Source organism: Pseudomonas sp. GM25 (genome assembly GCF_000282255.1).
Taxonomy (GTDB): domain Bacteria; phylum Pseudomonadota; class Gammaproteobacteria; order Pseudomonadales; family Pseudomonadaceae; genus Aquipseudomonas; species Aquipseudomonas aphyarum.
On the sequence record NZ_AKJQ01000063.1, the window covers coordinates 57,533 to 83,427 of the forward strand.

Sequence of the window (25,895 nt, forward strand, 5' to 3'; positions counted from 1 at the left end):
GTTAGAAAGCCATCTGATTAATTTTGCCCGCAAGGGCAGTTTCCATTAGCGATTTCGAGAGACGGATGAACATCACCACCTTTGCCAAACGCCTGTGTCTGCTAGTCCCGCTGCTCCTCTCGCCTGCCGCGTTCGCGGCCGAGATGATGCCGTCGCCACCACAACTGGCCGCCAAATCCTACGTGCTCATGGATGCCAACAGCGGCAACGTGCTGGTGGAGAACAACGGTGACCAGCGTCTGCCACCGGCCAGCCTGACCAAACTGATGACCGCGTACATTGCCACGCTGGAAATCCGTCGTGGCCAGATCGGTGAAAACGACCCGGTGACCGTCAGCGAAAACGCCTGGCGCACCGGCGGTTCGCGGATGTTCATCAAGGTCGGCTCGCAAGTCACTGTCAGCGACCTGCTGCACGGCATCATCATCCAGTCCGGCAACGACGCCAGCGTCGCGGTTTCCGAGCACATCGCCGGCAGCGAAGACGCCTTCGCCGACCTGATGAACAAGACCGTCGCCGATCTGGGCATGACCAATACCCACTTCATGAACCCGACCGGTCTGCCGAACCCTGAGCACTACTCGTCGGCTCACGACATGGCGATCCTGGCGCGCGCGATCATCCACGAAGACCCGGCTCACTATGCGATCTACTCGCAGAAAGAGTTCTTCTGGAACGGCATCAAACAGCCTAACCGCAACCTGCTGCTGTGGCGCGACAAGACCGTCGACGGTCTGAAAACCGGTCACACCGACGAAGCCGGCTACTGCATGGTGTCCTCGGCCGTACGTGACGGCATGCGCCTGATCGCCGTGGTGTTCGGCACCAACAGCGAAGTGGCCCGCGCCGCCGAGACCCAGAAGCTGCTGACCTACGGTTTCCGCTTCTTCGAAACCCAGACCTTCTACCAGAAGGGCACCGAACTGGCTCAGGCTCCGGTGTGGAAAGGCACTACCAGTCAAGTCAAGGCCGGCCTGGCACAAGACCTGACCATGACCCTGCCGAAAGGCCAGCTGAAGAAGCTCGCTGCCAGCATGACCATGAACCCGCAACTGACCGCGCCAATCGCCAAGGGCGACGTGATCGGTAAAGTCGAAGTGAAACTGGACGACAAGGTGGTGCACAGCGCCGACCTGATCGCCCTGGACGCTGTCGAGGAGGGTGGTATCTTCCGCCGCATGTGGGATAGCATCCGTCTATTCTTCTACGGCTTGTTCAACTGATTTGAGTTGACCTGCATGGCCCCGTTCCGATCCGGAGCGGGGCCTTGTTCGTTACCGGGCTTACGCTTACGAGGCCGTTACGCCATGACCGATACCGAAGTAAAGGCGCCAAAGATCGAATTTCCCCAGGTTGATTATCCGGTTAAGGTGATCAGCGATACGGGCGTCGGCAACAAAGACAAGATCATCGACATCGTCAAGAAACACGCCAAGATCAACGATGAGCGTGTCGACGAGCGTCAAAGCAGCAACGGCAAGTACACCACCATCCAGTTGCACATCGTCGCGACCGACCAGGATCAGCTGTACAACATCAACAGCGAACTGCGGGCTACCGGTTTCGTGCACATGGTGCTGTGATGCCGGGCACGCTGGGCTTTCGCGAGCTTGGCCAGATGGCTTACGAGCCGGTCTGGCAGGCCATGCAACGTTTCACCAACGAGCGTGGCACCACGGCCCCGGACGAAATCTGGCTGGTCGAGCACCCGCCGGTGTTCACCCAGGGCCAGGCCGGCAAGGCCGAGCACCTGTTGCTGCCGGGGGATATTCCGGTGGTGCAGGTCGACCGCGGCGGTCAGGTGACCTACCATGGCCCCGGCCAGCTGGTGGCGTACCTGCTGCTGGATGTGCGCCGACTCGGTTTCGGCGTGCGCGATCTGGTCAGCCGCATGGAGCGCTGCCTGATCGAACTGCTGGCCAGCTACGGCGTGACCGCCGTGGCCAAACCGGATGCTCCCGGCGTCTACGTCGACGGAGCGAAGATCGCTTCTCTGGGTTTGCGGATTCGCCACGGTTGTTCCTTTCATGGCCTGGCCCTGAACGTGGACATGGACCTGGAGCCGTTTCGACGGATTAATCCCTGCGGCTATGCCGGGCTGGCGATGACCCAGCTGAGCGAGCACGCAGGATCGATTGAATTTGCCGAGGTAAGTGCCCGGCTGCGCGCGCAGCTCGTCAAACACCTCGACTATGCTGAGCAGACGACCCTGACGGGCGGAATCGACTGATATGACTACTGATGCAGTGCAAACCATGATCCCGACGCTCGACGTGACCGAGCGCCCGGCCCCGCGTCCCAAGGTTGAAGCCGGCGTCAAGCTGCGCGGCGCCGAGAAGGTTGCACGCATCCCGGTGAAGATCATTCCGACCACCGAACTGCCGAAGAAACCCGACTGGATCCGCGTGCGCATCCCGGTTTCGCCGGAAGTCGACCGCATCAAGAGCCTGCTGCGCAAGCACAAGCTGCACAGCGTCTGCGAAGAAGCGTCCTGCCCGAACCTGGGCGAGTGCTTCTCCGGCGGCACCGCGACCTTCATGATCATGGGTGATATCTGCACCCGTCGTTGCCCGTTCTGCGACGTCGGCCACGGTCGTCCGAAGCCACTGGACGTCAACGAGCCGGAAAGTCTGGCCATCGCCATCGCCGACCTGAAACTCAAGTACGTGGTGATCACCTCGGTTGACCGCGACGACCTGCGTGACGGCGGTGCCCAGCACTTTGCCGACTGCATCCGCGAAATCCGCAAACTGTCGCCGAACGTGCAGCTCGAGACCCTGGTCCCGGACTACCGTGGCCGCATGGACATCGCCCTGGAAATCACCGCGGCCGAGCCGCCGGATGTGTTCAACCACAACCTGGAAACCGTACCGCGCCTGTACAAGGCTGCGCGTCCGGGTTCGGACTACCAGTGGTCGCTGACCCTTCTGCAACGCTTCAAGCAGATGATGCCGCACATTCCGACCAAGTCCGGCCTGATGCTGGGTCTGGGCGAGACCGACGACGAAGTCATCGAAGTCATGAAGCGCATGCGCGAACACGACATCGACATGCTGACCCTGGGCCAGTACCTGCAACCGTCCCGCAGCCACTTGCCGGTGCAGCGTTTCGTGCACCCGGACACCTTCGCCTGGTTCGCCGAGGAAGGTTACAAGATGGGCTTCAAGAACGTCGCGTCCGGCCCGTTGGTGCGTTCTTCGTACCACGCCGACGAGCAGGCAAAACTGGTCAAGGCCGAGCTTCTCGGTTCCTGATTCAGCGCTGAATGAAAAAATGCCCGCCGGGGTTTATCGCCCGGCGGGCATTTTTTTGCCCGGCCTACACTCGTGACTGACTTTTCCTGCAATCTGCGGCGCGGCCGAGCCTCTTCTGTTTGTCGCCGTTCCTGACTACTGTGTGAGCATGACTTCACACAGGGAGATCCATGGATGACCGTTCGACCGACCCACACCCTTTTTCCGCACAAGCCTGTGCCTGCGCTGCCGTCGGAAGGGCTGATAGGTGTCATTGCGCCCGCCGGCCCCGGCACGCTGGATACCGAAAAGGCCGTTCAGTGGATGCGCGCCCGGGGTTATGGTTTGCGAGTGTTCCCCGGCGTCTACGAGAAGGATGGCTATCTGGCCGGCAGCGACGAGGTGCGGCTCAACGATCTGCACGCGGCGTTCGCTGACGAAGAGGTGGATGCAATCATTTGCCTGCGCGGTGGCTACGGCACGCCGAGGTTGCTGGACCGGATCGACTACGACCTGCTGAGCCGCCATGCCAAGCCCTTCGTCGGTTACAGCGACATCACCGCGCTGCACCTGGCCATCAGTCGCTACGCCGGGTTCGTGACCTTTCATGGGCCGTTGTTGAATGCCGATCTGCTGGGAGACAAGGAGCCGCCGACGGTGACGTCGTTCTTCGCCATGCTGCGCGGTCAGTTGAAGGCCGGCAGTGTGATGAGTCATCCGGCGGCTTATCCATTGACCACCGTGGAGCCAGGTCTTACCCACGGGCGTTTGCAGGGTGGCAATCTGGCGATGATCGCCGCGACTTTGGGCACGCCTTACGAAATCGATGTCGAAGGGGTGATTCTGCTGATCGAGGACATCAACGAACCGTTGTACCGGATCGACCGCTTGCTGACCCAGATGCGTCTGGCGGGCAAGTTGGCCAGATTGCGCGGCGTGCTGGTCGGGGATGTGGCAGGCGTGGATGTCGAAGCCTTGAACCGCTTGCTCAAGCAGACCTTTGAACCGTTGCGGATTCCGGTGCTGTCCGGCTGGCGCAGCGGGCACTGCGATCCGAACCTGACGTTGCCGCTGGGGGCGCTGGTTCGACTGGACGCAGGGAAGAAGGAGTTGATGCTGGAGCAAGACGTAGTGATTCGCTGACCGAGCCACAAAAAAAGACCGCCGCCTGAAGAGGCGGCGGTCTTTTTGTTTTACTGGTTACGCAGGCTTTCCAGCAGCTTGTGCGTCGGATAACCGTCCGCCGGCCAGCCGAATGATTGCTGTGCACTGCGGATCGCTTTGCGCGTATTGGCGCCGATGATCCCGTCTGCCGCACCGGCGTCATAGTTGCGCGCGGTCAGCAGGTTTTGCAATTCGATCCGTTCGGTGCGGCTCAACGGCAGATCGTCTTTTGGCCAGTTGCCATTGATCAAGCCGGCACCGTTGAAGCGCTCGGACAACAGGCTGACGGCCAGTGCGTAGGACGACGAATTGTTGTACTTGAGGATCGCCCGGAAGTTATCGAGGATCAGGAACGCCGGGCCACGATAACCGGCCGGCAGCAGCAGGGCGGCGGACAGTTGCTCGGAACCGGCCGGCAGCAGCAGGGCGGCGGACAGTTGCTCGGAACCGGCCGGCACCTGGCCGCCGTTCGGCAGGATCACGCCCAGTTGCCGCCATTCGGCGACGCTCTTGCGAATCGCGCCGTCGGCCAGGGTGTAGTTGAAACCGCTCGGCAGTTGCACTTCGAAGCCCCAAGGCTGGCCACGCTGCCAGCCGGAGCTTTGCAGGTAATGCGCGGTGGACGCCAAGGCGTCAGCCGGGCTGCCCCAGATGTCGCGGCGACCGTCACCGTCGAAATCCACGGCGTGGGTGTTGTAGGTGGTCGGGATGAACTGGGTCTGGCCCATGGCGCCAGCCCAGGAGCCGAGCATTTTCTCCGGCGTGATGTCGCCCTGTTGCAGGATCTGCAGCGCCGCGATCAGCTGCGCATGGGCAAAGCCCGGACGGCGGCCTTCATAGGCCAGGGTAGCCAGCGAGTTGATCACCGACTTGCTGCCCTGGAACTGGCCGAAATTGCTTTCCATCCCCCATACCGACACCAGCGCCTGACGATCGACGCCATAACGCTGTTCGATGCTTTGCAGGATGTCGGCGTACTGGCTGATCAGGGCCTGGCCTTTGCGCACGCGCAAGGGCGAAAGGGCACCGTCCAGGTATTCCCACACCGGCCGGGCAAATTCCGGCTGGCTGCGGTCGGCGCGAATCACGCTGGCATCGAAGCTGACATTGGCGAAGGCACGGTCGAACAGGTCGGCACGAATGCCGGCGGCCAGAGCTTCCTTGCGGAAACCGGCCTGCCATTCGGCAAAGGTCTGGGTCGGTTGCAGATCGAGGTTGTCACCGGACGGCACTACCGGCGGGATGACCGCTGGGGCTGGGGCTGTGGCAACGGGGACGGTCTGAAGCGGTTGAGCGTCGGCGGCGGTTGGTTTTTCCGCGCAGGCGACGAGCAGTACGAAGCTGGAGGCAGCGATCAGTTGGCGCAAGGGCCAACGACGGGAAAGACTGAGGGGCATGCACAGGTCCAGGGGATACGAATCAGGTGCAGACCTTAACATGAGGAGGGGGTGCTGTGCTTCAAGCGGCCAGAAAGTAAGAAGCCTCCCAGCTGTCAGACTGGAAGGCTTCGCGGCGGTAGCTGCCTTTACCCTTGGTTGGTCGTTCCTGGCGGCTGCGGAACAGGGGTTGGGCGACGATGGATTTGGCCTTGTTGTGGCCATGTTTCGATGGCTTTTTGCTCATGAGGATTCTCTCGATCGAGTGGGGTTTTGCGCGGCAGATAATCTGCCGATCTCGAGCGTCTGTCTATAGGACCGAGGGCGGGATGTTCTGTAGGAAATGGACTCGGTAAAAAAAAGGGATCGCAGAGTGCGATCCCGGATTTCATTCGGCAGGCAAGGTCAGACGCTGACCGGCCATCAGCAGCGCCAACCGGCTCAGGCTCATCCACGGCGAGCCCGCCGCCTGGCCCTTGATCTGCGCATCGATGCGCTGGGCTTCGAGCAGCAACTGCGCCCAGCGTTGCGCCGAGTAGCGTTGCAAGGCCTTGCTCATCAGCGGTTTGCGCTTGTCCCAGACCGGCGGCTTGGCCTGACTGAAGCACTTGTCCAGCGGCGTGCCCTGACTGTATTGCAACGAGATGTTAGCCAGCAGGCGCAACTCCCGGGCCAGGGCCCAGAGGATCACCGGCGGTTCGACCCCTTCACCGCGCAGCCCTTCGAGCATGCGCAGGGCGTGAGCCGGTTCGCCGTTGAGCACCGCGTCGGTCAGGCCGAACACGTCAAAACGCGCACTGTCGGCCACGGCCGCCTGTACGGTTTCGACGGTGATCTGCCCGCCCTCGGCCATCAGCTTGAGCTTTTCGATCTCTTGCGCAGCAGCCAGCAGGTTGCCTTCGACCCGCGCGGCAATCAGCTCGACCGCGTCCTGGCTGGCTGACAGGCCGGCCTGGGACAGGCGCTGACGAATCCAGCTTGGCAACTGGTTGGCGTCCACCGGCCAGATCTGCACGAACTGGGTCTGCTGACCCTCGACCAGCGCCTTGCCCCACTTGGTTTTCTGCGCGCTGCCGTCCAGCTTCGGCAGGCTGATCAACAGCACCGTGTCTTCAGCCGGGCGCGAGCAGTATTCGATGAGTGCGGCAGCGCCCTTGTCACCGGGCTTGCCCGAAGGCAGGCGCAGTTCCAGCAGGCGTTTTTCGGCGAACAGCGACATGCTGGCGCCGGCCTGCAGCAACGTCCCCCAATCGAAATTGGCGTCGGCGGCGAAGACCTGGCGTTCGTCGAATCCTTGCTGACGGGCAGCGGAGCGAATGGCGTCGGCAGCTTCCTGGCACAGCAGCGGGTCATCGCCGCTGATGATGTAGACCGGCGCAAGGGCGCCTTGCAGGTGTTTGCCGAGTTGGGCGGGAGCGAGCTTCATAAGAAAGGGCGAACGGGGCGCCTGAGCGCCCCGAACGTCTTACTGCTGCGGCAGTTCGAGCGGCGACTGACGCGGAGTTTCCGCTTCAGCCTTCTGCGCCGCTTCGAGGGCGTCGGCCTCTGCCTTGGCACGGGCGTTGGCGGTTTGCTGCAGAGCGTCCAGCTGTGCCGGCGTCAGCTGTTGCAGACGCAGCATCATGCGCTGAACCAGCTCGCGGCGGGTTTCACGGCGTGCATCGTTGGCTTCCTGGTCGGAACCCACCAGGTTGTTGCCGTCGTGGATGAACACTTTCTGCACTTCAAGCTTGTCGCTTTTGAGCAGCAGGTCTTTTTCGCCACGGATATCGTAGGTCAGCACGGTGCTCACCTGATATTCGCCAGTACGACCGGCGCCGGCATAGCTGAGGATGCGCTGAGTTTCTTGCTCATCGGCCAGGTACAGTTTGTATGGCGCACCGGAAATGATCTTGACGCCGCTGGCCTCCAGCACCTGACGCAGTTGCGTCACGGTTTCGCCGTAGGCGTTGCGGGCGCTCAGATCGAGCTCCTTGATCGACAGTTCGTTGGTGCCGGTACCACGCAGCTGGAAACCGCAGGCGCTCAACAGGACGGCGAGGCCCATCACCAGCAGATTGCGTTTGATCATTGTGTTGCTCCCCTTGAAACCATGTGGGCCGACTCTGTGGCCCGAAAGGTTTTACTGGGCGTCAGGCTCACCTGACGCCCGATCCAATTAGCTGGCGACGATATTGACCAGTTTCCCGGGCACTACGATCACTTTGCGAATCGTCAGGCCGTCAACGAAACGCAGCACGTTTTCGTTGGCGCGGGCTGCCGCTTCGACTTCTTCACGGGTGGCGGCGGCCGGCATTTCGATCTGGCCACGCAGCTTGCCGTTGACCTGGATCACCAGGGTCAGGCTGTCCTGCACCAGCGCGCTTTCGTCCAGCACCGGCCAGCCGGCGTCGATCACCGGATCGGCGTGGCCCAGGCGGTTCCACAGCTCGTGGCTGATGTGCGGCGTGATCGGAGCCAGCAGCAGCGTTACGGTTTCCAGACCTTCCTGAACCAGTGCGCGATCCTGTTCGGTCGCTTGCGCGGCTTTTTCCAGCACGTTCATCAGCGTCATCACCTGAGCGATGGCGGTGTTGAATTTGTGGTTCTGGCCGACGTCGTGGCTGGCCTGCTTGATCGCCTGGTGGATCGCGCGGCGAATGACTTTCTGCTCGTCATTCAGGCCGGCGATGTCCAGTTTGCCCGGCAGGCCCTGAGTGATGTGGGCCTGAGCCAGACGCCAGACGCGCTTGAGGAAGCGGTGCGAGCCTTCCACGCCGGAGTCCGACCATTCAGCGCTCATGTCAGGTGGCGAGGCGAACATCATGAACAGACGGCAGGTGTCGGCGCCGAACTGGTCGATCATCGACTGAGGGTCGACACCGTTGTTCTTCGACTTGGCCATCTTCTCGGTGCCGCCGATTTCCACCGGCAGGCCGTCGGCGATCAGCTTGGCGCTGATGACCTTGGCCTTGCTGTCACGCTCGAGTTCCACGTCCGCCGGGTTGAACCAGGTGTAGGCACCGTTGGCTTCGCGACGATAGTAAGTCTCGGCGACCACCATGCCCTGGGTCAGCAGGTTCTTGAACGGCTCGTTGGAGCTCACCAGGCCTTCGTCGCGCATCAGCTTGTGGAAGAAGCGCGCGTAGAGCAGGTGAAGAATGGCGTGTTCGATACCGCCGATGTACTGATCCACCGGCAACCAGTGGTCGGCCGCGGATTTTTCCACCAGACCGCCTTCAAAGTGCGGCGAGGCGTAACGGGCGTAGTACCAGGACGACTCGACGAAGGTGTCCATGGTGTCGGTTTCACGCTTGGCAGGCTGACCGCATTTCGGGCAAGCGCACTCGTAGAACTCCGGCATGCGCGCCAGCGGCGAACCGGCGCCGTCCGGCACCACGTCTTCCGGCAGAACGACAGGCAGTTGGTCTTCCGGCACCGGCACGTCACCGCAGGCATCGCAGTGGATGATCGGGATCGGGCAGCCCCAGTAGCGCTGACGGCTGATGCCCCAGTCGCGCAGGCGGAACTGGGTGCGCGAGGCGCCCAGCTCTTTCTTGATCAGGGCGACTTCCATGGCGTCAAACGCGCCAGCGAAATCCAGACCGTCGAATTCGCCGGAGTTGATCAGCGTGCCGTGCTCGCCGTAGGCGTCCTGCCATGGCGCCGGATTGGTTTCACCGGAGCTGGTGCGCACCACGGATTTGACCGGCAGGTTGTACTTGTGGGCGAACTCGAAGTCGCGCTCGTCGTGCGCCGGCACAGCCATGACCGCGCCGTCGCCGTAGTGCATCAGCACGTAGTTGGCGACCCACACCGGCAGTTTTTCGCCAGTCAGCGGGTGCTCGACGAACAGGCCGGTCGGCAGGCCTTTCTTCTCTTGGGTGGCGACGTCGGCTTCGGCGACGCTGCCGCCCTTGCATTCGGCGATGAACGCTTGCAGCTCGGGGTTGTTCTTCGCGGCGAGGGCGGCCAGGTGGTGCTCGGCGGCTACGGCGACATAAGTCGCGCCCATCAGGGTGTCCGGACGGGTGGTGAAAACTTTCAGGGTGCCGCTTTCGCCGATCGAGTCGACGTTGTACGGGAATTGCACTTCCATCCCGCGCGACTTGCCGATCCAGTTGCGCTGCATGGTCTTGACCTGCTCGGGCCAGCCAGTCAGTTCGTCGAGACTCTCCAGCAGCTCATCCGCATAGGCGGTGATCTTGAAGTAGTACATCGGGATTTCGCGCTTTTCGATCAGCGCGCCGGAACGCCAGCCGCGACCGTCGATCACCTGTTCGTTGGCCAGAACGGTCTGATCGATCGGGTCCCAGTTCACGGTGCCGTTCTTGCGGTAGATCACGCCTTTTTCGAACAGGCGAGTGAACAGCCATTGTTCCCAGCGGTAGTAATCCGGTTTGCAGGTGGTGACTTCGCGCGACCAGTCCACCGCCAGGCCCAGGCTGCGCAGCTGGGATTTCATGTAGGCGATGTTTTCGTAGGTCCACTTGGCCGGGGCCACGTTGTTCTTCATCGCGGCGTTTTCCGCCGGCATGCCGAAGGCGTCCCAACCCATAGGTTGCAGAACGTTCTTGCCGAGCATGCGCTGGTAGCGGGAGATCACGTCGCCGATGGTGTAGTTGCGCACGTGCCCCATGTGTAGCTTGCCGCTGGGGTAAGGGAACATCGACAGGCAGTAGTAAGTCTCCTTGCCTGGCTGTTCACTGACTTCAAAGGACTTTTGCTCGTCCCAGAACGACTGGGCGGCGGCTTCGATTTCACGGGGCTGATATTGTTCGTGCATGGCTACTTTTGTACTGGATAGGGGTGGCCTAATCCTCTTCAATGCGACGTTCGGGGCGTGCCGGACGAGCTGGAAGTGGAGTTACAGGAAGCGCCGTAGCATACATGACCGCGCTCGGCCTAGGGAAACCCTGATTGCAGCCGTTTGACCGGCTGAAATCGCGGCGAGGGCCGTTGGTCGCGGCGTGCAGCCGGTTTGTGCAGCGAAGCTAAGCTCTAACTGGGGAGTGAGTCTTATCTTCAATGAGGTGAGGGATGGTGGAGTCACAGCAAAAAAACGTTACCAAACCCGAGTTGTACGAGCGGTTGATCGATCGTCTGGGTATGGCCCTGGACGCGGCAAAAACCGCTGGAAGGCTGCGCGACGAGCGCCCCCTGGAGCTGGAATTGCGTGGCTTGAGTCCCGCCGAGTTCAAACTGGTCAAGGCCTATCTGGATCGCAGTGAGCGTGAAACCCACGGATACCTGTCACAAGCGGTGAAACAACTCGATGCAGCCCATACGGCCAATGTCATCTGGCTCAAGGACAAGGCGCCCGGCAGAGACCCCGTCAAGGTTCGGACTCTGCAGGCCAAGTAAACGCATGGCAGGTCAAAAAGCGGATCTTTTTCAACAGGATCCGACCCTACTGGTTGTCGCGCTGTATCAACCCACTTAGGCTTCGGGCATCTCTGGAGATGCTCGATGCCTTTTCGTTATTTCATTAAACAACTTCTATTGCCGCCCGGCCTTCTTTTGCTGCTGTTGCTGGCGGCCTGGTGGCTGCGTCGCTCGCGGCCACGGCTGGCGGGGCTGTGTTTTGCCCTGGGGTTTGGTGGCTTTTTGCTGATGAGTCTGCCGGTGGTCGTGCAGTGGGGCGCCAAGGCGCTGGAGCGCGAGCCGCCGCTGGCCCGGGAAGCATGGACAGGCCTGGCGCAGCGCGCCGATGCGATTGTGGTGCTGGGCTCCGGTCGCGAGCGCGGCGATCTGGCCTGGGGCGAAGATCAACCGACCGGTGTTGGACTGGAGCGCCAACGTTATGCGGCGCGACTGGCCAAGGCGTCGGGGTTACCGATTCTGACCAGCGGTGGCCTGCATTACGGTACGCCGCCGACTGAAGCCAAATTGATGGCCGACTCGTTGCGTGATGATTTCGGTGTGACGGTGCGCTGGCAGGAAGGGGAAAGCCGCACCACTTGGGAAAACGCCGAATTCAGCGCCAAAGTGCTGTTGCCGGAAGGCGTCAAACGCATCGTGCTGGTGACCCAGGCCTGGCACATGCCGCGTGCGGTGTGGAGTTATCAACAGGCTGGATTTGAGGTGGTGCCGGCGCCGGTCGGTTTTCTCGGTACGGACAATGCCCGGCCATTTGGCGGCTGGCTGCCGGAGTTCAAATCGATCTGGCAGAGCGGGCAGTTGATGAACGAGGCGGTGGGGCAGATCGGTTATTCGCTGTTCTACCGAGGAGGTGACAGCGCCGAATGATCACTCCCGCGCAGAACGCGGGAGTGAGCGGGTTTTCAGAGTGTCTTGGACATCCGGTTGGTCATCAGCGCCCAGCCGAACAGCACTACGCACAGGATGATCAGCGGCCACGAGCGCCATTGCAGATACGGCGTCAGGTTGTGCATCGGCACCACTTCACCGTACAGCACGCCCTGTTCAAACTGCGGAATGCGCTCCGTGATCTGGCCGAACGGGTTGATCAGCCCGGTCACGCCGTTGTTGGTCGCGCGAATCATCCAGCGTCCGGCTTCAAGCGCGCGCATCTGCGCCATTTGCAGGTGTTGCAACGGGCCGATCGACGTACCGAACCAGGTGTCGTTGCTGATCGTCAGCAGCAGATCGCTGCGTGCCGCCAGGCCTGCGGCGAACTCCGGATACACCACTTCGTAGCAGATGAACGGCGCGATCTGATATCCCTTGGCCTGCAACAGGGCCTGATCGGCAGGGCCGCGGGCGAAGTCGGACATCGGCAGGTCGAAGAATGCGATCAGCCCGCGCAGGATGTCCTGCAACGGTACGTATTCGCCGAACGGCACCAGTTTCTGTTTCAGATAAGTGCCATCGCCTTCGCCGACTACGGTGATGCCGTTGAAGAAGCGTTTTTCGTGACGGACCATTTCGCGGATCGGCACGCCGGTGATCAGCGCCGATTTACGCTCGGCGGCGAAGTTGCCCATCATGGTCAGGTAGCCCTCGGCGGACTCCTTGAGCACCGGGACAGCGGTTTCAGGCCAGATCAACAGGTCGACCGGTTTGGAGCGGAAGCTCAGGTCGCGGTACAGCGCCAGTTGCGCATTGAGCTCGGCCGGGTCCCATTTCATGCTTTGTGCGACGTTGCCCTGAATCGCGGCAACGGTCAGCGGCGCGCCCGCCGGGCTGGTCCAGGCATGGCCCTTCAGCGCAATGCCCGCCGCCCATGGGCCGATCAGCAATAGCAGGCCAGCGGCGATGAAGGCTTTGCGGCGGGTTTGCAGCAGCCGCGGAGCGTTGTAGATCAGTGCAGCAGTCAGTGCCAGGACAAACGACACCAGCCACATGCCGCCCACGGGTGCGAGCCCGGCCAGCGGGCCGTCGAGCTGGCTGTAACCGGAATACAGCCACGGGAAACCGGTGAGAAACCAGCCACGGAAAGCTTCCTGGCCTACCCATAGCGCCGCAAACGCCAGGGCGTCGGCCACCGGCGCTTCATTGCGCCGCAACCAGCGCGCCCAGAGCCACGCGGGCAGGGCGAAGAACCAGGCAATGGCCGCCGTAAAGATCAGCATCAGGAAACCGGCCAGCAGCACCGAAGCGCCGCCGAAATGGTGGATGCTGTAATAGATCCAGCTGGTGCCGGCGCCAAACAGGCCGAAACCGAAGCACCAGCCACGACCCAGAGCCTGGCGCGGACTCAGCTCGCGCAGGCCCGCATAGAACAGGCCGACCGCCAGCAAGGCCAGCGGCCAGAGATCGAACGGTGCCAGAGCGAAGGTGGTGATTGCACCGGCCGCCACGGCCAGCAGGTTACCGGGCCAGCCGGGGCGGGTTGTCCAGCGCATTTCAGTCCTTAAATTTACCGGGCGATTGGCGTGAGTCGCAGCAAGTGAATCCGACGGCTGTCGGCGTTCAGGATGCGGAAACGATAGGCGCCGATTTCAGTGATTTCGTTGCGTTTTGGCAAGTGCCCGAACGCGCTCATCACCAGCCCGCCGACGGTATCGAACTCGTCGTCGGAGAATTCGCTGTCGAAGAACTCGTTGAAATTCTCGATCGGCGTCAGGGCCTTGATCAGGAAATCACCGCTGGGCAGTGGCTTGATGTAGCTGTCTTCTTCGACGTCGTGCTCGTCTTCGATGTCGCCGACGATTTGTTCAAGCACGTCTTCGATGGTCACCAGACCGGCCACGCCACCGTATTCGTCGATCACGATGGCCATGTGGTTGTGGTTGGCGCGGAATTCACGCAGCAACACGTTCAGGCGCTTGGACTCCGGCACGAAGGTGGCCGGGCGCAGCAAGTCCTTGATGTTGAAGCTGTCGCCGTTCTCCTTGAGGATCAGCGGCAGCAGATCCTTGGCCAGCAGCACGCCCATCACGTCGTCATGGCTTTCGCCGATGACCGGGTAGCGCGAGTGGGCCGAGTCGACCACGGCAGGGAGGAATTCGCGGGGTGTCTGGGTCGCCTTGATGCTGATCATCTGCGAGCGCGGCACCATGATGTCGCGAACCTGCAGGTCAGCCACCTGGATGGCGCCTTCGACGATGGCCAGCGCTTCGCTGTCCAGCAGTTTGTTCTGATGTGCATCGCGCAGCAGCTCAAGTAGCTCCTGACGGTTCTTCGGCTCGTGGGCAAAAGCCTGGGTCAGTTTACCCAGCCATGACTTTTGCCCGTTGCTCGATCGATCTTCGCTCATAGCGATTACTCTGAATCCTTTGTTGTAACAGTAGGGGATGTTTCGGTTTCGTCGTCCGCGTACGGATCGGGATAACCCAATTCGGCAAGCAACTCGCGTTCCAGTGCTTCCATTTCCTCGGCTTCCTCGTCATCTATATGGTCGTAACCAAGCAGATGCAAGCAGCCGTGAATGACCAGATGTGCCCAGTGGGCCTTTAGTTCCTTGCCCTGTTCGGCAGCTTCGCGCTCGACCACTGCCACGCAGATCACAAGATCGCCCAGCAATGGAATGTCGAGAAACTCATCGGGCACTTCGGCGGGGAAGGACAGGACGTTGGTCGCGTAATCCTTGTGCCGCCAGGTGTGATTCAGTTCGCGGCCTTCTTCCTCGTCGACCAGACGAATGGTCATTTCCGAGTCAGCGGTGCGCTGGCGCAGGGCCAGTTCGCACCATTGGCGGAACTCGGCTTCGGTCGGCGCAGACGCTTCGGTCGCGATTTGCAGGTCAAGCTCAAGCATCGTGGCGGGTGTCCTTTGGCGCTTCATCAGCGACACGCGTCTCGAAGCGCTCGTAGGCTTCGACGATGCGTTGCACCAACGGATGGCGCACCACGTCTTTGGGCTGGAAGTGGGTGAAGCTGATGCCCGGCACATCTTTCAAGACTTCGATGACGTGATGAAGTCCGGATTTGGTGCCGCGCGGCAGGTCGACTTGGGTGATGTCGCCGGTGATCACGGCCGTTGAGCCGAAACCGATCCGGGTCAGGAACATCTTCATCTGCTCGACGGTAGTGTTCTGGCTTTCGTCGAGAATGATGAAACTGTTGTTCAGCGTACGGCCGCGCATGTAGGCCAGCGGCGCAACTTCGATCACCTGACGCTCGATAAGCTTGGCCACGTATTCGAAACCGAGCATCTCGTAGAGCGCGTCGTAGAGCGGGCGCAGGTACGGGTCGATCTTCTGCGACAGATCGCCGGGCAGGAAGCCGAGTTTTTCACCCGCTTCGACCGCCGGACGCACCAGCAGGATGCGGCGGATCTGTTCACGTTCCAGCGCATCGACGGCGCAGGCGACAGCCAGATAGGTCTTGCCGGTACCGGCCGGGCCGATGCCGAAGTTGATGTCGTTGCCGAGGATTTCCTTCACGTAGCGCAGCTGATTCAAGCCGCGTGGGCGAATCATGCCTTTCTTGGTGCGCAGGGCGACGGAGGCTTCGGCGGGGGCGTGGTTGTCCAGTTGCTCGACGGCCGATTCCTGGAGGAACAGGTGAACCGTATCCGGCGACAGCTCTGAACCCTTGGTTTCCCGGTACAGGCGGCGAATCAGGTTTTCCGCGGAAGTGGTGAGCTTGGGTTCGCCGATCAGCTCGAACTGATTGCCGCGGTTGCGGATCTCGATGGCCAGGCGCTGTTCGATCAGGCGCAGGTGCTCGTCGAACTGCCCGCACAGATTGGCGAAGCGGCGAGCCTCAAAGGGCTCGAGGATAAAACGATGTGGTTCGATGGGTGCGTTCAAGGTCGTATTTAGCCGCCCTGGGGCAATTAGGATGAAATCAAGGATAACGCCAGCGGCGTGGGTGCGAAAGCTCTTAAAAAGCCTTGCATCGATTCAGCCGTCTGGCGGGGTCTCCTTGCGGTGTTACGGGATCAGCGAGCCGCGCAGCGAGTGCGGTTGCGCCGCGTCGATGTGCACGTCGGCGAACTGGCCGATCAGGGTCGGATTATCGCAGCGGAAGTTGACGATACGGTTATTCTCGGTGCGCCCTTGCAGCTCGCCCGGGTCTTTCTTCGAATAATCGGTCACCAGAATCCGCTGGACCGAACCGACCATTTGTCGGCTTATCTCGAACCCTTGCTGATTCAAGCGGTGCTGCAAGGCGTTCAGGCGTTCTTTCTTCAGTTCTTCCGGGGTGTCGTCGGCCAGATCGGCGGCCGGAGTGCCCGGGCGCTGGCTGTAGACGAACGAGTAGGAAAAATCGAAACCGACGTCGGCAATCAGCTTCATGGTCTGTTCGAAATCTTTCTCGGTTTCCCCCGGGAAGCCGACGATGAAGTCCGAGCTGATGCAGATGCCCGGTACGGCGGCGCGCAGCTTGCGCAGCTTGGATTTGTACTCCAGCGCCGTGTGGTTGCGCTTCATCGCGGCCAGGATCCGGTCCGAACCCGACTGCACCGGCAAGTGCAGGTGCTTGACCAGTTCCGGCACTTCGGCGTGGGCCTGGATCAGGCTGTCGGAAAACTCCAGCGGGTGCGAGGTGGTGTAGCGGATGCGGTCGATGCCATCGACCGCCGCGACGACGCGGATCAGTTCGGCCAGGTCCGCCAGGCGACCGTCGTGGGTCAGCCCGCGATAGCCGTTGACGTTCTGCCCCAGCAGGGTCACTTCACGCACGCCGTGTTCGGCCAGGTGAATGATCTCGGCGATCACGTCGTCGAACGGCCGGCTGACTTCTTCGCCGCGGGTGTAAGGCACCACGCAGAACGTGCAGTACTTGCTGCAGCCTTCCATCACCGACACGTAGGCGCTTGGTCCATCAATGCGCGGCTCGGGCAGGTGGTCGAATTTTTCGATCTCCGGGAACGAGACGTCGACTTGCGGCAGCTTGCTGATGCGCGCGGCGTCGATCATTTCCGGCAGGCGGTGCAGGGTCTGCGGGCCGAACACCACGTCGACGTACGGGGCGCGATCACGGATCGCCGCACCTTCCTGGCTGGCCACGCAACCGCCGACGGCGATCACCATGTCCGGGTTTGCCAGTTTCAGTTCGCGCCAGCGGCCGAGCTGGGAATACACCCGGTCCTGGGCGCGTTCGCGGATCGAGCAGGTGTTGAGCAGGATCACGTCGGCATCTTCGGCGCGCGCCGTGACTTCCAGGGCCTGGTGTTCGCCCAGCAGATCGACCATGCGCGAGCTGTCGTACTCGTTCATCTGGCAACCGTGGGTTTCGATGTAAAGCTTCTTGGCCATGGAATAGGGTCGTCACGTGGTTCAAAGAACCGCGCATTATAGGGAACATGTCCCCAGGTTCCTACCGCTGCGCGTCCGGTGGCTATGCTATAGTTCGCGCCCTCATTTTTACCCCGATGTCGTCCGCCCGCCATGACCAAACGCGAAGCTCCAATCTACAAGGTGATTTTCCTCAACCAGGGCCAGGTGTTCGAAATGTACGCCAAGCAGATCTATCAAAGTGATCTGTGGGGTTTCCTGGAAGTGGAAGAGTTCGTCTTTGGCGAGCGCACGCAAGTGGTCGTCGACCCGAGCGAAGAAAAGCTCAAGGCGCAGTTCGAAGGCGTGGTGCGCAGCTTTGTGCCGATGCACTCGATCGTGCGCATCGATGAAGTCGAGCGTCTGGGTACGCCAAAGATCAGCGAAGCCCGTGGCGGCGTTGGCAACGTGATGCCGTTTCCGGTGCCGATGCCCGAGAAGTAAACCGTAAGACCGAGTCGCCTCATTCACGAGCAAGTCCGCTCCCACAGGGATATTCATTCCTATGTGGGAGCGGGCTTGCTCGCGAAGAGGCCAGAAAAATCTATAGAGAAATCAGGGAAGAGGCGAAAACGGCGTACGCCCGTCGGCGCTCTGCAATTCCATCAGGTATTTACGGAAAATTTGCCCGAGCACTTGCGTGGCAGTCTCAAGATCTTCGCGGGACATTTTTTCGGAGACTTCGTCGGCCGTATCCAGCGCATCTTCAGCACCGTTGACCGCCGCCATTTTCAGCACGATGTAGGCCTGAATGTTGTTGGCCTGCACGCCTTCGCCGTGGAAGAACATGGTGCCGAGCTTGAATTGCGCCTGGGCGTGGCCTTGCAGCGAGGCCTTTTCGAAATAGCTCAGGGCTTGATTGAGGTCGCGCGGCGCGTTTTTGCCGTCGTAGTAGAACTCACCCAACTCGTATTGCGCTTGCGCATCCCCTTCATCCGCTGCCTTTTGGCAGGCGGCGAGGGCCTGCGTGACATCTTGCGGCTGAGTATTGAGGGTGCAGCGACCCATCGCCGGGATCAACAACGAGTTGCCGCCTGCTTGTGCATGTGCGAGCAGCGGCTGAAGGAGCAACAGGCAGCCCAAGGCAAGGGTGCGGCCGGTGCGGTTCATGGGAATCGACTTACCTCTGAAGGGCGCGCGGACCCGTCGAGGGATCCAATAAGCGCGCATTATGAAATAAGCAGGGCCATCCTTACAAAGTCTTTACTCGATTTTCTGCTGCGCGGGAAATATATCGCCCACTTTAGGGGAGATTTTTGGCAGGAGTGTCGGAAAAGACGTGCGGATGTAGGAGAACGCTGACGCTGGCAATGGCCAACGTCAGCGGCGGGGCGTTTTACTTCAACCTGGCGAAGGCGCGCTCGGCGGCGTCGAGGGTCAGTTTCAGCTCGGCTTCGCCATGGGCGATCGAGGTGAAACCGGCTTCGAAGGCGCTCGGTGCCAGGTACACGCCACCTTCCAGCATCAGGTGGAAGAAGCGGCCGAACAGCGCTGCATCGCTGGCCATCACGTCTTCAAAAGTAACAATGTCGTCGGCACCGCTGAAGTACAGACCGAACATGCCGCCCGCCTGGGTGGTCACGAACGGAATGCCGGCGGCATCGGCGCGCTGTTGCAGGCCGTCTAGCAGACGTGTGGTGTAGTCGGTCAGCTCGGCGTGGAAACCCGGACGGCTGATCAGGCGCAGAGTGGTCAGGCCGGCGGCCATCGCCAGCGGGTTACCCGACAAGGTGCCCGCCTGATAGACCGGGCCCAGCGGCGCGATGCGCTCCATGATCGAGCGCTTGCCGCCGAAGCAGCCGACTGGCATGCCGCCGCCGATGATCTTGCCGAAGGTGGTCAGGTCCGGGGTTACGCCGTAGTAAGCCTGGGCACCGCCGAGGGCGACGCGGAAACCAGTCATCACTTCGTCGAAAATCAGCACCACGCCGTGTTTGTCACACAGGCTGCGCAGGCCTTCGAGGAAACCCGGCGCCGGCGGTACACAGTTCATGTTGCCGGCCACTGGCTCGACGATGATGCACGCGACGTCCTGGCCGACTTCGGCGAGCATTTTTTCAACCGCGTCGATGTCGTTGAACGGCAGGGTCAGGGTGTGTTTGGCGAACGCTGCCGGTACACCGGCCGAGCTTGGTACGCCCTGGGTCAGTGCGCCGGAACCGGCCTTGACCAGCAGGCTGTCGGAGTGACCGTGGTAGCAGCCTTCGAACTTGATGATGCTGTCGCGGCCGGTGAAACCGCGGGCCAGACGGATCGCGCTCATGGTCGCTTCGGTGCCGGAACTGACCATGCGCACCATCTCCATCGACGGCACTAGCGAGCAGACCAGATCGGCCATCTCGGTTTCCATCGCGGTCGGCGCGCCGTAGGACAGGCCGTGTTGCAACTGGTTACGCACCGCGTCCAGCACGTCCGGGTGGCTGTGGCCGAGGATCATCGGGCCCCAGGAGCCGACGTAATCCACATAACGCTTGTCGTCTTCGTCAGTAACGTAGGCGCCTTCGGCGTGCTTGAAGAACAGCGGCGTGCCGCCAACGCTCTTGAACGCGCGAACCGGCGAGTTCACGCCACCGGGAATGTGTTTCTGGGCGTTGGCAAACAGGGTTTCGGAACGAGACATGATCGGGCTCTCAGACTTTTAGTAATTCATTGAAGGCGCGGGCGCGGCGGGTCACTTCGGCGGTGCTGTCGGCGCCGAACAGGCCGTGGACCACGGCCAGCAGATCGACACCGTGGGCCACCAATGGCGCAGCGTTGTCGAGGGTGATGCCGCCGATCGCGCAGATCGGCAGGTGCAGGGTGCGTTTGGCCTCGTCGAGCAGATCGAGGCTGCAACTCGGTGCACCAGGTTTGGTACTGGAATTGAAGAAACGACCGAAGGCGACGTAACTCGCGCCTTCTTTGGCGGCCTGTTCGGCCAGTTCAAGCTGCGCGTGGCAGGTCGAGCCGATGATCGCCTTGGAACCGAGCAGGGCGCGGGTCGGCGACAGCGGGCCGTCGGTCTGGCCCAGGTGTACGCCGACGTTCAGTCGTGCGGCCAGTTCGGCGTCATCGTTGATGATCAGTTGCGTCTTGTAGCGTTCGCACAGATCGCGCAGGGCTTCGGCCTCACGCAGGCGACGGGCTTCGTCGCTGCTCTTGTCGCGGTATTGCAGCAGGGTGACGCCGCCTTCCAGCGCCGCCTCCACGTAGGACAGAAACTTGCCGGCCAGCAACTGGCTGTCGGTGATGGCATACAGGCCACGTAGTTTCATCGCGCAGACCTCAGGCTCGGAACATCAGGAACAGAAATCCAGCGGCAGGCGACGCGGCACGAACTGGCCTTTGCCCAGCTGTTCGGCATCGCGCAGGGTGCGCCAAGTGTAATCCAGCGCAGTGCGCACGGCGCTGGCGAGGTTTTCGCCCAGTGCCAGGCGACCGGCGAGGGTGCTGGCCAGGGTGCAACCGGAACCGTGATAGCTGCCCGGCAGGCGCTGGCACTTGAAGGTTTCGCGCAGGCCGTCGCGGCTGTACAGGCGATTGTGGATTTCGGTTTCGTCGCCGTGACCGCCGGTGATCAGCAGGTTCTTGATGTACGGCAACAGTTTTTCAGCACACTCGTCCGCGGTGCCTTCTGGCAGTTCGGCGAGGATCCGGGCTTCGGGAAGGTTGGGGGTGGCGATGATCGACAGTGGCAGCAGGCGTTCGCGCATGGCGTAGCCGACTTCGTCCTTGCCCAGGCGTCCGCCGCCGCCGGCGCGCAGCACCGGGTCGCAGACCACTGGCAAGTGCGGGTGCGCCTGGAGCAGTTCGACGACGGTGTCGACCATTTCCAGGGAACCGAGCATGCCCAGTTTCACTGCCGCGACTTCTGAATCGTTGAGCACGGCATTGGCCTGGGCCAGTACCCACTCACGGTCGAGGACGCGAAAGTCAGTGACGTTGACGGTGTCTTGCACGGTCAGGGCGGTGACGGCCGGAGCCGCATGGCAACCCTGAGCGAGCAGGGCTTCGATATCTGCCTGCAGGCCGGCGCCACCACTGGGGTCGTGGCCGGAGAGACAGAGGACAACGGGGCGTGAGCTGTAGATATTCATGGTGCGCGAGCTTACCACCAAACCTGTTTTTCGGGTGTTGTGGCGCAGCGTCCTGCCGATAACACGGATAGCGGATCCGCAGCGCTTGTCACAATTTGACCGAGCAAACAGCTCTAGTCCGGCGCTCTGCTCTGGAACGCCCGTTCTAGAGCCTTCGTCGAAAAAATTTCCATGGTGCTCAATGGCCATCAACGGCTATGCTAGAGTGGATCCAAACCAATAACAGGTAATACCGGTTTTACGTCATCTCAAAGGGAATGGGGGGCTTCCTGACACAACCGGCCAAGCCACGCTGGGGCTTCAATGCGCTATTTGTTGATGTTGCTGTTCTGTTTGCCCCTCCTGGCAAGCGCCGTCGAGTTCGACGAGTTCACCCAGAGCCTCCCGCTGGGTCGATCCCTGCAAGTTTTCGAAGACCCGAGCGGTCAGGCGAGCATTGCCGACGTCCGCGCGCAAGCCGCCGCCGGAAACTTCAAACCCCATGACAAAGCCACGCTCAATGCCGGTTATTCGCGCTCGGCGTTCTGGCTGAAGATCGACCTGCATTACCGCCCGACCAATCCGTCGGCACAGCGCAGCTGGTTGCTGGAGCTGGCGTATCCGCCGCTCGATCATCTCGACCTGTATCTGCCCGATGCCGCCGGCGACTACCGTCTGGTGCGGCAGACCGGGGACGCCTTGCCGTTCGCCAGTCGCGAGATCCGCCAGAACAATTACCTGTTCGACCTGGCGTTCAAGCCGGATCAGCAGCGAACCGTTTATCTGCGGTTGTCCAGTGAAGGCTCGATCCAGGCGCCGGTGACGCTGTGGTCGAGCACCGCGTACCTCGAAGACCAGCCGGTGCGCCTGTATGTGCTGGGGATCATTTATGGCGTGCTGTTGGGGATGCTGGTCTACAACCTGTTCATCTACCTCAGCGTGCGCGACACCAGTTACCTCTATTACATCTTCTATATCGCTTCGTTCGGCCTTTATCAGCTGTCGGTCAATGGCGCGGCGGTCGAGTATTTCTGGCCGGACAACCCATGGTGGGCCAACGCCGCCACGCCGTTCTTCATCGGTTGTGCAGGGCTGTTCGGCAGCCAGTTCGCCCGTAGTTTCCTGCAGACGAAGAACCACAGCCGCTGGCTCGATCGCCTGCTGATCGCCCTGATCGTTTTTGGCGCCGTGGTGATCGGCCTCTCGTTGATGACCAGTTATGGCCTGGCCCTGCGTCTGGCGACGACCCTTGCGCTGACCTTTACCGTGGTGATCTTCGCCGCCGGGATCCTGGCCTGGTGGCGTGGCTTGCGGGTGGCGCGCTATTTCATCATCGCCTGGTCGGCGTTCCTGATCGGCGGCATCGTCAACACCATGATGGTGCTGGGCCTGCTGCCGAATGTGTTCCTGACCATGTACGCCAGCCAGATCGGTTCGGCGATTGAAGTTGCGCTGCTGTCGCTGGCGCTGGCCGACCGCATCAACGCGATGCGCGAACAACAGGCGCAGACCCTGTTCGACGCCGGCCAGAAACTTGAAGTGCTGAACCAGCAACTGGCCCACAGCAACAAGCTCAAGGACGAATTCCTCGCGACCCTGACTCACGAATTGCGCACGCCGATGAACGGTGTGATCGGTTCGCTGGAGCTGATGCAGACCGTCGAGCTCGATCCGGAACTGGAGCAATACCAGCAGACCGCCGCCGGTTCGGCGCGGGACATGATGCGCATGGTCAACGGCATCCTGACCCTGACCGAATTGCAGGCCGGCAAGCTCAAGGCGACGCCGGGCAGTTTCAGCCTGCGCGGGGTGGTCGAGGCATTGCGGATGCAGTTCGATGGCAACGCTTCGAGCAAGTCGCTGGACTTCAAGGTCGACGTACTGCCGACCCTGCCGGATCGCCTGCATGGCGACAGCGCCAAACTCGCGCAATGCCTGGAATGCCTGCTGGACAACGCGATCAAGTTCACCCGCGTCGGCGGTCTGGCTTTGCGGGTCACTGGCAAGCCATCGGCGGACAATCGCCTGGCGCTGTCCTTCGCGGTGATCGATACCGGCATCGGTTTCACCGATCTGGGCGAGGCGACAATGTATCAGCGCTTCTTCCAGCTCGATGGTTCGATGACCCGCGAGTACGGCGGGCTGGGTGTCGGTCTGGCGATCTGCCGTCAATTGGTGGAATTGCTCGGTGGCAAGCTCACGCACCGTTCCGAGCCTGGGAGTGGCAGCCGTTTTCAACTGGATGTCGAGTTTGAGTTGCCGGAAGTGGAAGCCGTGCCCGCGTTCAGCCGCGACACCGTGCGCGCGCCGCAGGATTGCACCGTGCTGCTGGTGGACGACAACAGCGTCAACCAGTTGGTGATGCGCGGCATGTTGCTCAAGCTCGGTTTCCGCGTGCGTACCGCCGACCACGGCGCGGCGGCGCTCGACTGTTTGCAGCGCGAGCGCTTCGATGCGGTGCTGATCGACTGCCAGTTGCCGCCGCTCGACGGGGCATCGCTGTGTTGCCAGATTCGTGACCTGCCGGGATGCGCCCATCTGCCGGTGTTCATGATCGCGCTGGGGGCGGATCGAGAGCATTGCGCGTCGGGTGGCTCGATCGATTACCTGAGCAAACCGGTGAAATTCGAGGATCTGCAGGTCGCGATGCAGCGGCGGGTGTTGAGTTGCTGACAGGGTGAAAGCGCCGGTATTTAGGCCGATATGACACTTTGATCGGTTCGGGGGCGGTGCTTAACTGAAGCTCTGGCCGATCAAGGAGCCCCGTCATGAACCTGCATCAGTTCGCCGAAACCCACGAAGTCACCAACCAGCCACCGTCGCTCGACGGCACCAACCTGTATCGCATTGACCTGCCGTTACAGGAGTGGTCGCGGCGGTTCGGTGCCGGCTGGGCCGAGTCGCGGATCGACGCCTACGGCGCACTGGCCGGCGGGCCGCTGATGGAGGCCGGGTTCCTCGCCAACCAGAACAAACCGGTGTTCGCCAGCCATGACCGCTACGGTCATCGCATCGATCTGGTGGAATTTCATCCGGCGTATCACGAGCTGATGCGCACCGCCATTGAACATGGCCTGACGTCGTTGCCCTGGGCTCATCCACAGGACGGCGCCCATGTTGCCCGCGCCTCCATGAGCTATCTGCACAGTCAGGCCGAGGCCGGCAGCGGCTGCCCGCTGACCATGACCTTCGCCAGTGTGCCCGCGATGCGTTTGCAGCCGAATCTGGCCGAACAGTGGCTGCCGAAAATTCTCGCAACCGAATACGACCCGCGCAATGTCGGCATGGCCCACAAGGCTGGCGTGACCATCGGCATGGCGATGACCGAGAAACAGGGCGGCACCGACGTCCGTGCCAACACCACCAAGGCTTATCCGGTCGGCGCCAGCGGCCCGGGCCAGGCCTATGAACTGGTGGGGCACAAGTGGTTCTGCTCGGCGCCGATGTGCGATGCGTTCCTGACGCTGGCGCAAACCGACAAGGGCTTGAGCTGCTTCCTGCTGCCGCGCCATCGCCCGGACGACACGCGCAATCAGTTCTATATCCAGCGTCTGAAAAACAAGCTCGGCAACCAGTCCAACGCCTCCAGCGAAGTGGAGTTCCGTGGCGCGCTGGCGTGGATGGTCGGTGAGGAAGGGCGCGGCGTGCCGACCATCATCGAGATGGTGGCCATGACCCGTTTCGATTGCATGGTCGGCTCCAGCTCGCTGATGCGTCAGGCGCTGACCCAGGCCAGCCATCACTGCGCCCATCGCAAGGTCGGCGGCAAACTGCTCAGCGAACAACCGCTGATGCAAAACGTGCTGGCCGATCTGGCGCTGGAAAGCGAAGCCGCGCTGGCGTTGAGCCTGCGCATGGGCAAGGCGCTGGATCATCTGGACGATCGCCATGAAGCGCAGTTCGCCCGACTGGTGACGGCGGTGGGCAAGTACTGGATCTGCAAACGCGCGCCGGGGATGATCAACGAAGCCGCCGAGTGCATGGGCGGCGCTGGTTATGTCGAAGAGAGCATCCTGCCGCGGCTGTACCGCGAAGCGCCGGTGAACTCGACGTGGGAAGGCTCCGGCAACGTGCAATGCCTCGATGTGTTGCGCGCCTTGTCGAAAGAGCCGGGCGTACTCGATGTGTTGTTCAGCGAGTTGGGCGACGGCCATGGCGACAAGCGACTGGCCGCGCACATTCAGCAATTGCAGGCGCAGTTCAAGGACACCGGTGACATTCAATACCGCGCTCGGCAACTGACCGAAGACATCGCTTTGGGACTGCAAGCGAAGCTGCTGCTGGAGGCCGGGAATTCGGCGGTCAGCGATGCGTTCATCGTCAGTCGTCTGAACGGAGGCGGGCGGGTCTACGGCGCGTTGCCGCGCGGCCTGGATGTCGAAGCCATCGTCGCCCGCTCTACGCCGCAAGGTTTCTGACCCTGTTTTTTGAACAATACGAAACCTTGTGGGAGCGAGCT

The 25,895-nt window shown here is 61.7% G+C and carries 24 protein-coding genes; 10 read left to right on the forward strand and 14 right to left on the reverse strand.

The genetic code is table 11. The features are described 5' to 3' along the window. Positions 1-65: 65 nt before the first annotated feature. From PMI24_RS24250 to PMI24_RS24270, 5 genes are all read left to right on the forward strand, one after another. The gene (locus PMI24_RS24250) at positions 66-1,223 is read left to right on the forward strand and encodes a D-alanyl-D-alanine carboxypeptidase family protein (protein WP_007958662.1); all 1,158 of its coding nucleotides are present in this window, start codon (positions 66-68) and stop codon (positions 1,221-1,223) included. Positions 1,224-1,307: 84 nt separating this feature from the next. Further along, positions 1,308-1,583 (forward strand): DUF493 domain-containing protein, encoded by a 276-nt coding sequence (locus tag PMI24_RS24255; protein WP_007958664.1) that lies wholly within the window; start codon positions 1,308-1,310, stop codon positions 1,581-1,583. Then, positions 1,583-2,230: a lipoyl(octanoyl) transferase LipB gene (gene lipB / locus PMI24_RS24260; protein WP_007958665.1), complete on the forward strand. Its 648-nt coding sequence runs from the start codon at positions 1,583-1,585 to the stop codon at positions 2,228-2,230. The genes PMI24_RS24255 and lipB overlap by 1 nt, the downstream gene beginning before the upstream one ends. A 25-nt stretch (positions 2,231-2,255) precedes the next feature. Next, positions 2,256-3,254: a lipoyl synthase gene (lipA, locus tag PMI24_RS24265; RefSeq protein WP_162130488.1), complete on the forward strand. Its 999-nt coding sequence runs from the start codon at positions 2,256-2,258 to the stop codon at positions 3,252-3,254. A 174-nt stretch (positions 3,255-3,428) separates the two neighbouring features. Further along, complete coding sequence (locus PMI24_RS24270; protein ID WP_007958669.1) at positions 3,429-4,376, forward strand: S66 peptidase family protein; 948 nt, start codon at positions 3,429-3,431, stop codon at positions 4,374-4,376. A 50-nt stretch (positions 4,377-4,426) separates the two neighbouring features. On the opposite strand, the gene PMI24_RS24275 is transcribed toward PMI24_RS24270, so the two are convergent. From PMI24_RS24275 to leuS, 5 genes are all read right to left on the reverse strand, one after another. Then, a complete protein-coding gene (locus tag PMI24_RS24275) occupies positions 4,427-5,794 on the reverse strand; it encodes a lytic murein transglycosylase (RefSeq protein ID WP_007958671.1) in 1,368 nt (455 codons plus the stop codon). Between the two features lie 61 nt (positions 5,795-5,855). Continuing rightward, positions 5,856-6,020 carry an alternative ribosome rescue factor ArfA gene (arfA, locus tag PMI24_RS24280; RefSeq protein WP_007958672.1) on the reverse strand — a complete coding sequence of 55 codons (165 nt, stop codon included), beginning with the start codon at positions 6,018-6,020 and terminating at the stop codon, positions 5,856-5,858. Between the two features lie 141 nt (positions 6,021-6,161). Continuing rightward, positions 6,162-7,199, reverse strand: coding sequence for a DNA polymerase III subunit delta (gene holA / locus PMI24_RS24285; protein WP_007958673.1), 1,038 nt, complete (start codon positions 7,197-7,199; stop codon positions 6,162-6,164). Between the two features lie 39 nt (positions 7,200-7,238). Further along, positions 7,239-7,844 (reverse strand): LPS-assembly lipoprotein LptE, encoded by a 606-nt coding sequence (locus PMI24_RS24290; RefSeq protein WP_007958674.1) that lies wholly within the window; start codon positions 7,842-7,844, stop codon positions 7,239-7,241. A gap of 87 nt (positions 7,845-7,931) precedes the next feature. Then, on the reverse strand, positions 7,932-10,538 hold the full coding sequence (gene leuS / locus PMI24_RS24295) for a leucine--tRNA ligase (protein ID WP_007958675.1): 2,607 nt from the start codon (positions 10,536-10,538) through the stop codon (positions 7,932-7,934). A gap of 254 nt (positions 10,539-10,792) precedes the next feature. Here leuS and PMI24_RS24300 point away from each other — a divergent pair, with 254 nt between their 5' ends. Continuing rightward, complete coding sequence (locus PMI24_RS24300; RefSeq protein ID WP_007958676.1) at positions 10,793-11,116, forward strand: hypothetical protein; 324 nt, start codon at positions 10,793-10,795, stop codon at positions 11,114-11,116. Between the two features lie 105 nt (positions 11,117-11,221). Further along, positions 11,222-12,001 carry a YdcF family protein gene (locus PMI24_RS24305; RefSeq protein WP_007958678.1) on the forward strand — a complete coding sequence of 260 codons (780 nt, stop codon included), beginning with the start codon at positions 11,222-11,224 and terminating at the stop codon, positions 11,999-12,001. A gap of 35 nt (positions 12,002-12,036) precedes the next feature. Here the strand turns inward: PMI24_RS24305 and lnt are convergent, their stop codons facing one another. The 5 genes from lnt to miaB form a co-directional block, all read right to left on the reverse strand. Continuing rightward, on the reverse strand, positions 12,037-13,560 hold the full coding sequence (lnt, locus tag PMI24_RS24310; protein ID WP_007958680.1) for an apolipoprotein N-acyltransferase: 1,524 nt from the start codon (positions 13,558-13,560) through the stop codon (positions 12,037-12,039). A gap of 14 nt (positions 13,561-13,574) precedes the next feature. Continuing rightward, positions 13,575-14,414, reverse strand: coding sequence for an HlyC/CorC family transporter (locus tag PMI24_RS24315; RefSeq protein ID WP_007909641.1), 840 nt, complete (start codon positions 14,412-14,414; stop codon positions 13,575-13,577). 5 nt (positions 14,415-14,419) lie between these two features. Further along, positions 14,420-14,914 (reverse strand): rRNA maturation RNase YbeY, encoded by a 495-nt coding sequence (gene ybeY, locus PMI24_RS24320; RefSeq protein ID WP_007958682.1) that lies wholly within the window; start codon positions 14,912-14,914, stop codon positions 14,420-14,422. Beyond that, complete coding sequence (locus PMI24_RS24325; protein ID WP_007958684.1) at positions 14,907-15,911, reverse strand: PhoH family protein; 1,005 nt, start codon at positions 15,909-15,911, stop codon at positions 14,907-14,909. The genes ybeY and PMI24_RS24325 overlap by 8 nt, the downstream gene beginning before the upstream one ends. Positions 15,912-16,034: 123 nt before the next feature. Continuing rightward, positions 16,035-17,363 (reverse strand): tRNA (N6-isopentenyl adenosine(37)-C2)-methylthiotransferase MiaB, encoded by a 1,329-nt coding sequence (miaB, locus tag PMI24_RS24330; protein ID WP_007958685.1) that lies wholly within the window; start codon positions 17,361-17,363, stop codon positions 16,035-16,037. A 132-nt stretch (positions 17,364-17,495) separates the two neighbouring features. Here miaB and PMI24_RS24335 point away from each other — a divergent pair, with 132 nt between their 5' ends. Further along, a complete protein-coding gene (locus PMI24_RS24335; RefSeq protein ID WP_007958692.1) occupies positions 17,496-17,825 on the forward strand; it encodes a DUF1820 family protein in 330 nt (109 codons plus the stop codon). A 111-nt stretch (positions 17,826-17,936) separates the two neighbouring features. On the opposite strand, the gene PMI24_RS24340 is transcribed toward PMI24_RS24335, so the two are convergent. The 4 genes from PMI24_RS24340 to PMI24_RS24355 form a co-directional block, all read right to left on the reverse strand. Further along, positions 17,937-18,491, reverse strand: a complete 555-nt coding sequence (locus PMI24_RS24340; RefSeq protein ID WP_003228518.1) for a tetratricopeptide repeat protein — start codon at positions 18,489-18,491, stop codon at positions 17,937-17,939. Between the two features lie 226 nt (positions 18,492-18,717). Next, entirely contained in the window at positions 18,718-20,001 is a 1,284-nt protein-coding gene (gene hemL, locus PMI24_RS24345) for a glutamate-1-semialdehyde 2,1-aminomutase (protein WP_007958695.1), read from the reverse strand. Between the two features lie 10 nt (positions 20,002-20,011). Next, a complete protein-coding gene (gene thiE, locus PMI24_RS24350; protein WP_007958698.1) occupies positions 20,012-20,635 on the reverse strand; it encodes a thiamine phosphate synthase in 624 nt (207 codons plus the stop codon). A 24-nt stretch (positions 20,636-20,659) separates the two neighbouring features. Continuing rightward, on the reverse strand, positions 20,660-21,457 hold the full coding sequence (locus tag PMI24_RS24355) for a hydroxymethylpyrimidine/phosphomethylpyrimidine kinase (RefSeq protein ID WP_007958699.1): 798 nt from the start codon (positions 21,455-21,457) through the stop codon (positions 20,660-20,662). 303 nt (positions 21,458-21,760) lie between these two features. On the opposite strand from PMI24_RS24355, the gene PMI24_RS24360 reads away from it, so the two are divergent. Beyond that, positions 21,761-24,109: a hybrid sensor histidine kinase/response regulator gene (locus PMI24_RS24360; protein WP_007958701.1), complete on the forward strand. Its 2,349-nt coding sequence runs from the start codon at positions 21,761-21,763 to the stop codon at positions 24,107-24,109. 95 nt (positions 24,110-24,204) lie between these two features. Further along, entirely contained in the window at positions 24,205-25,854 is a 1,650-nt protein-coding gene (locus PMI24_RS24365; protein WP_007958703.1) for an acyl-CoA dehydrogenase family protein, read from the forward strand. Positions 25,855-25,895 lie beyond the last annotated feature (41 nt).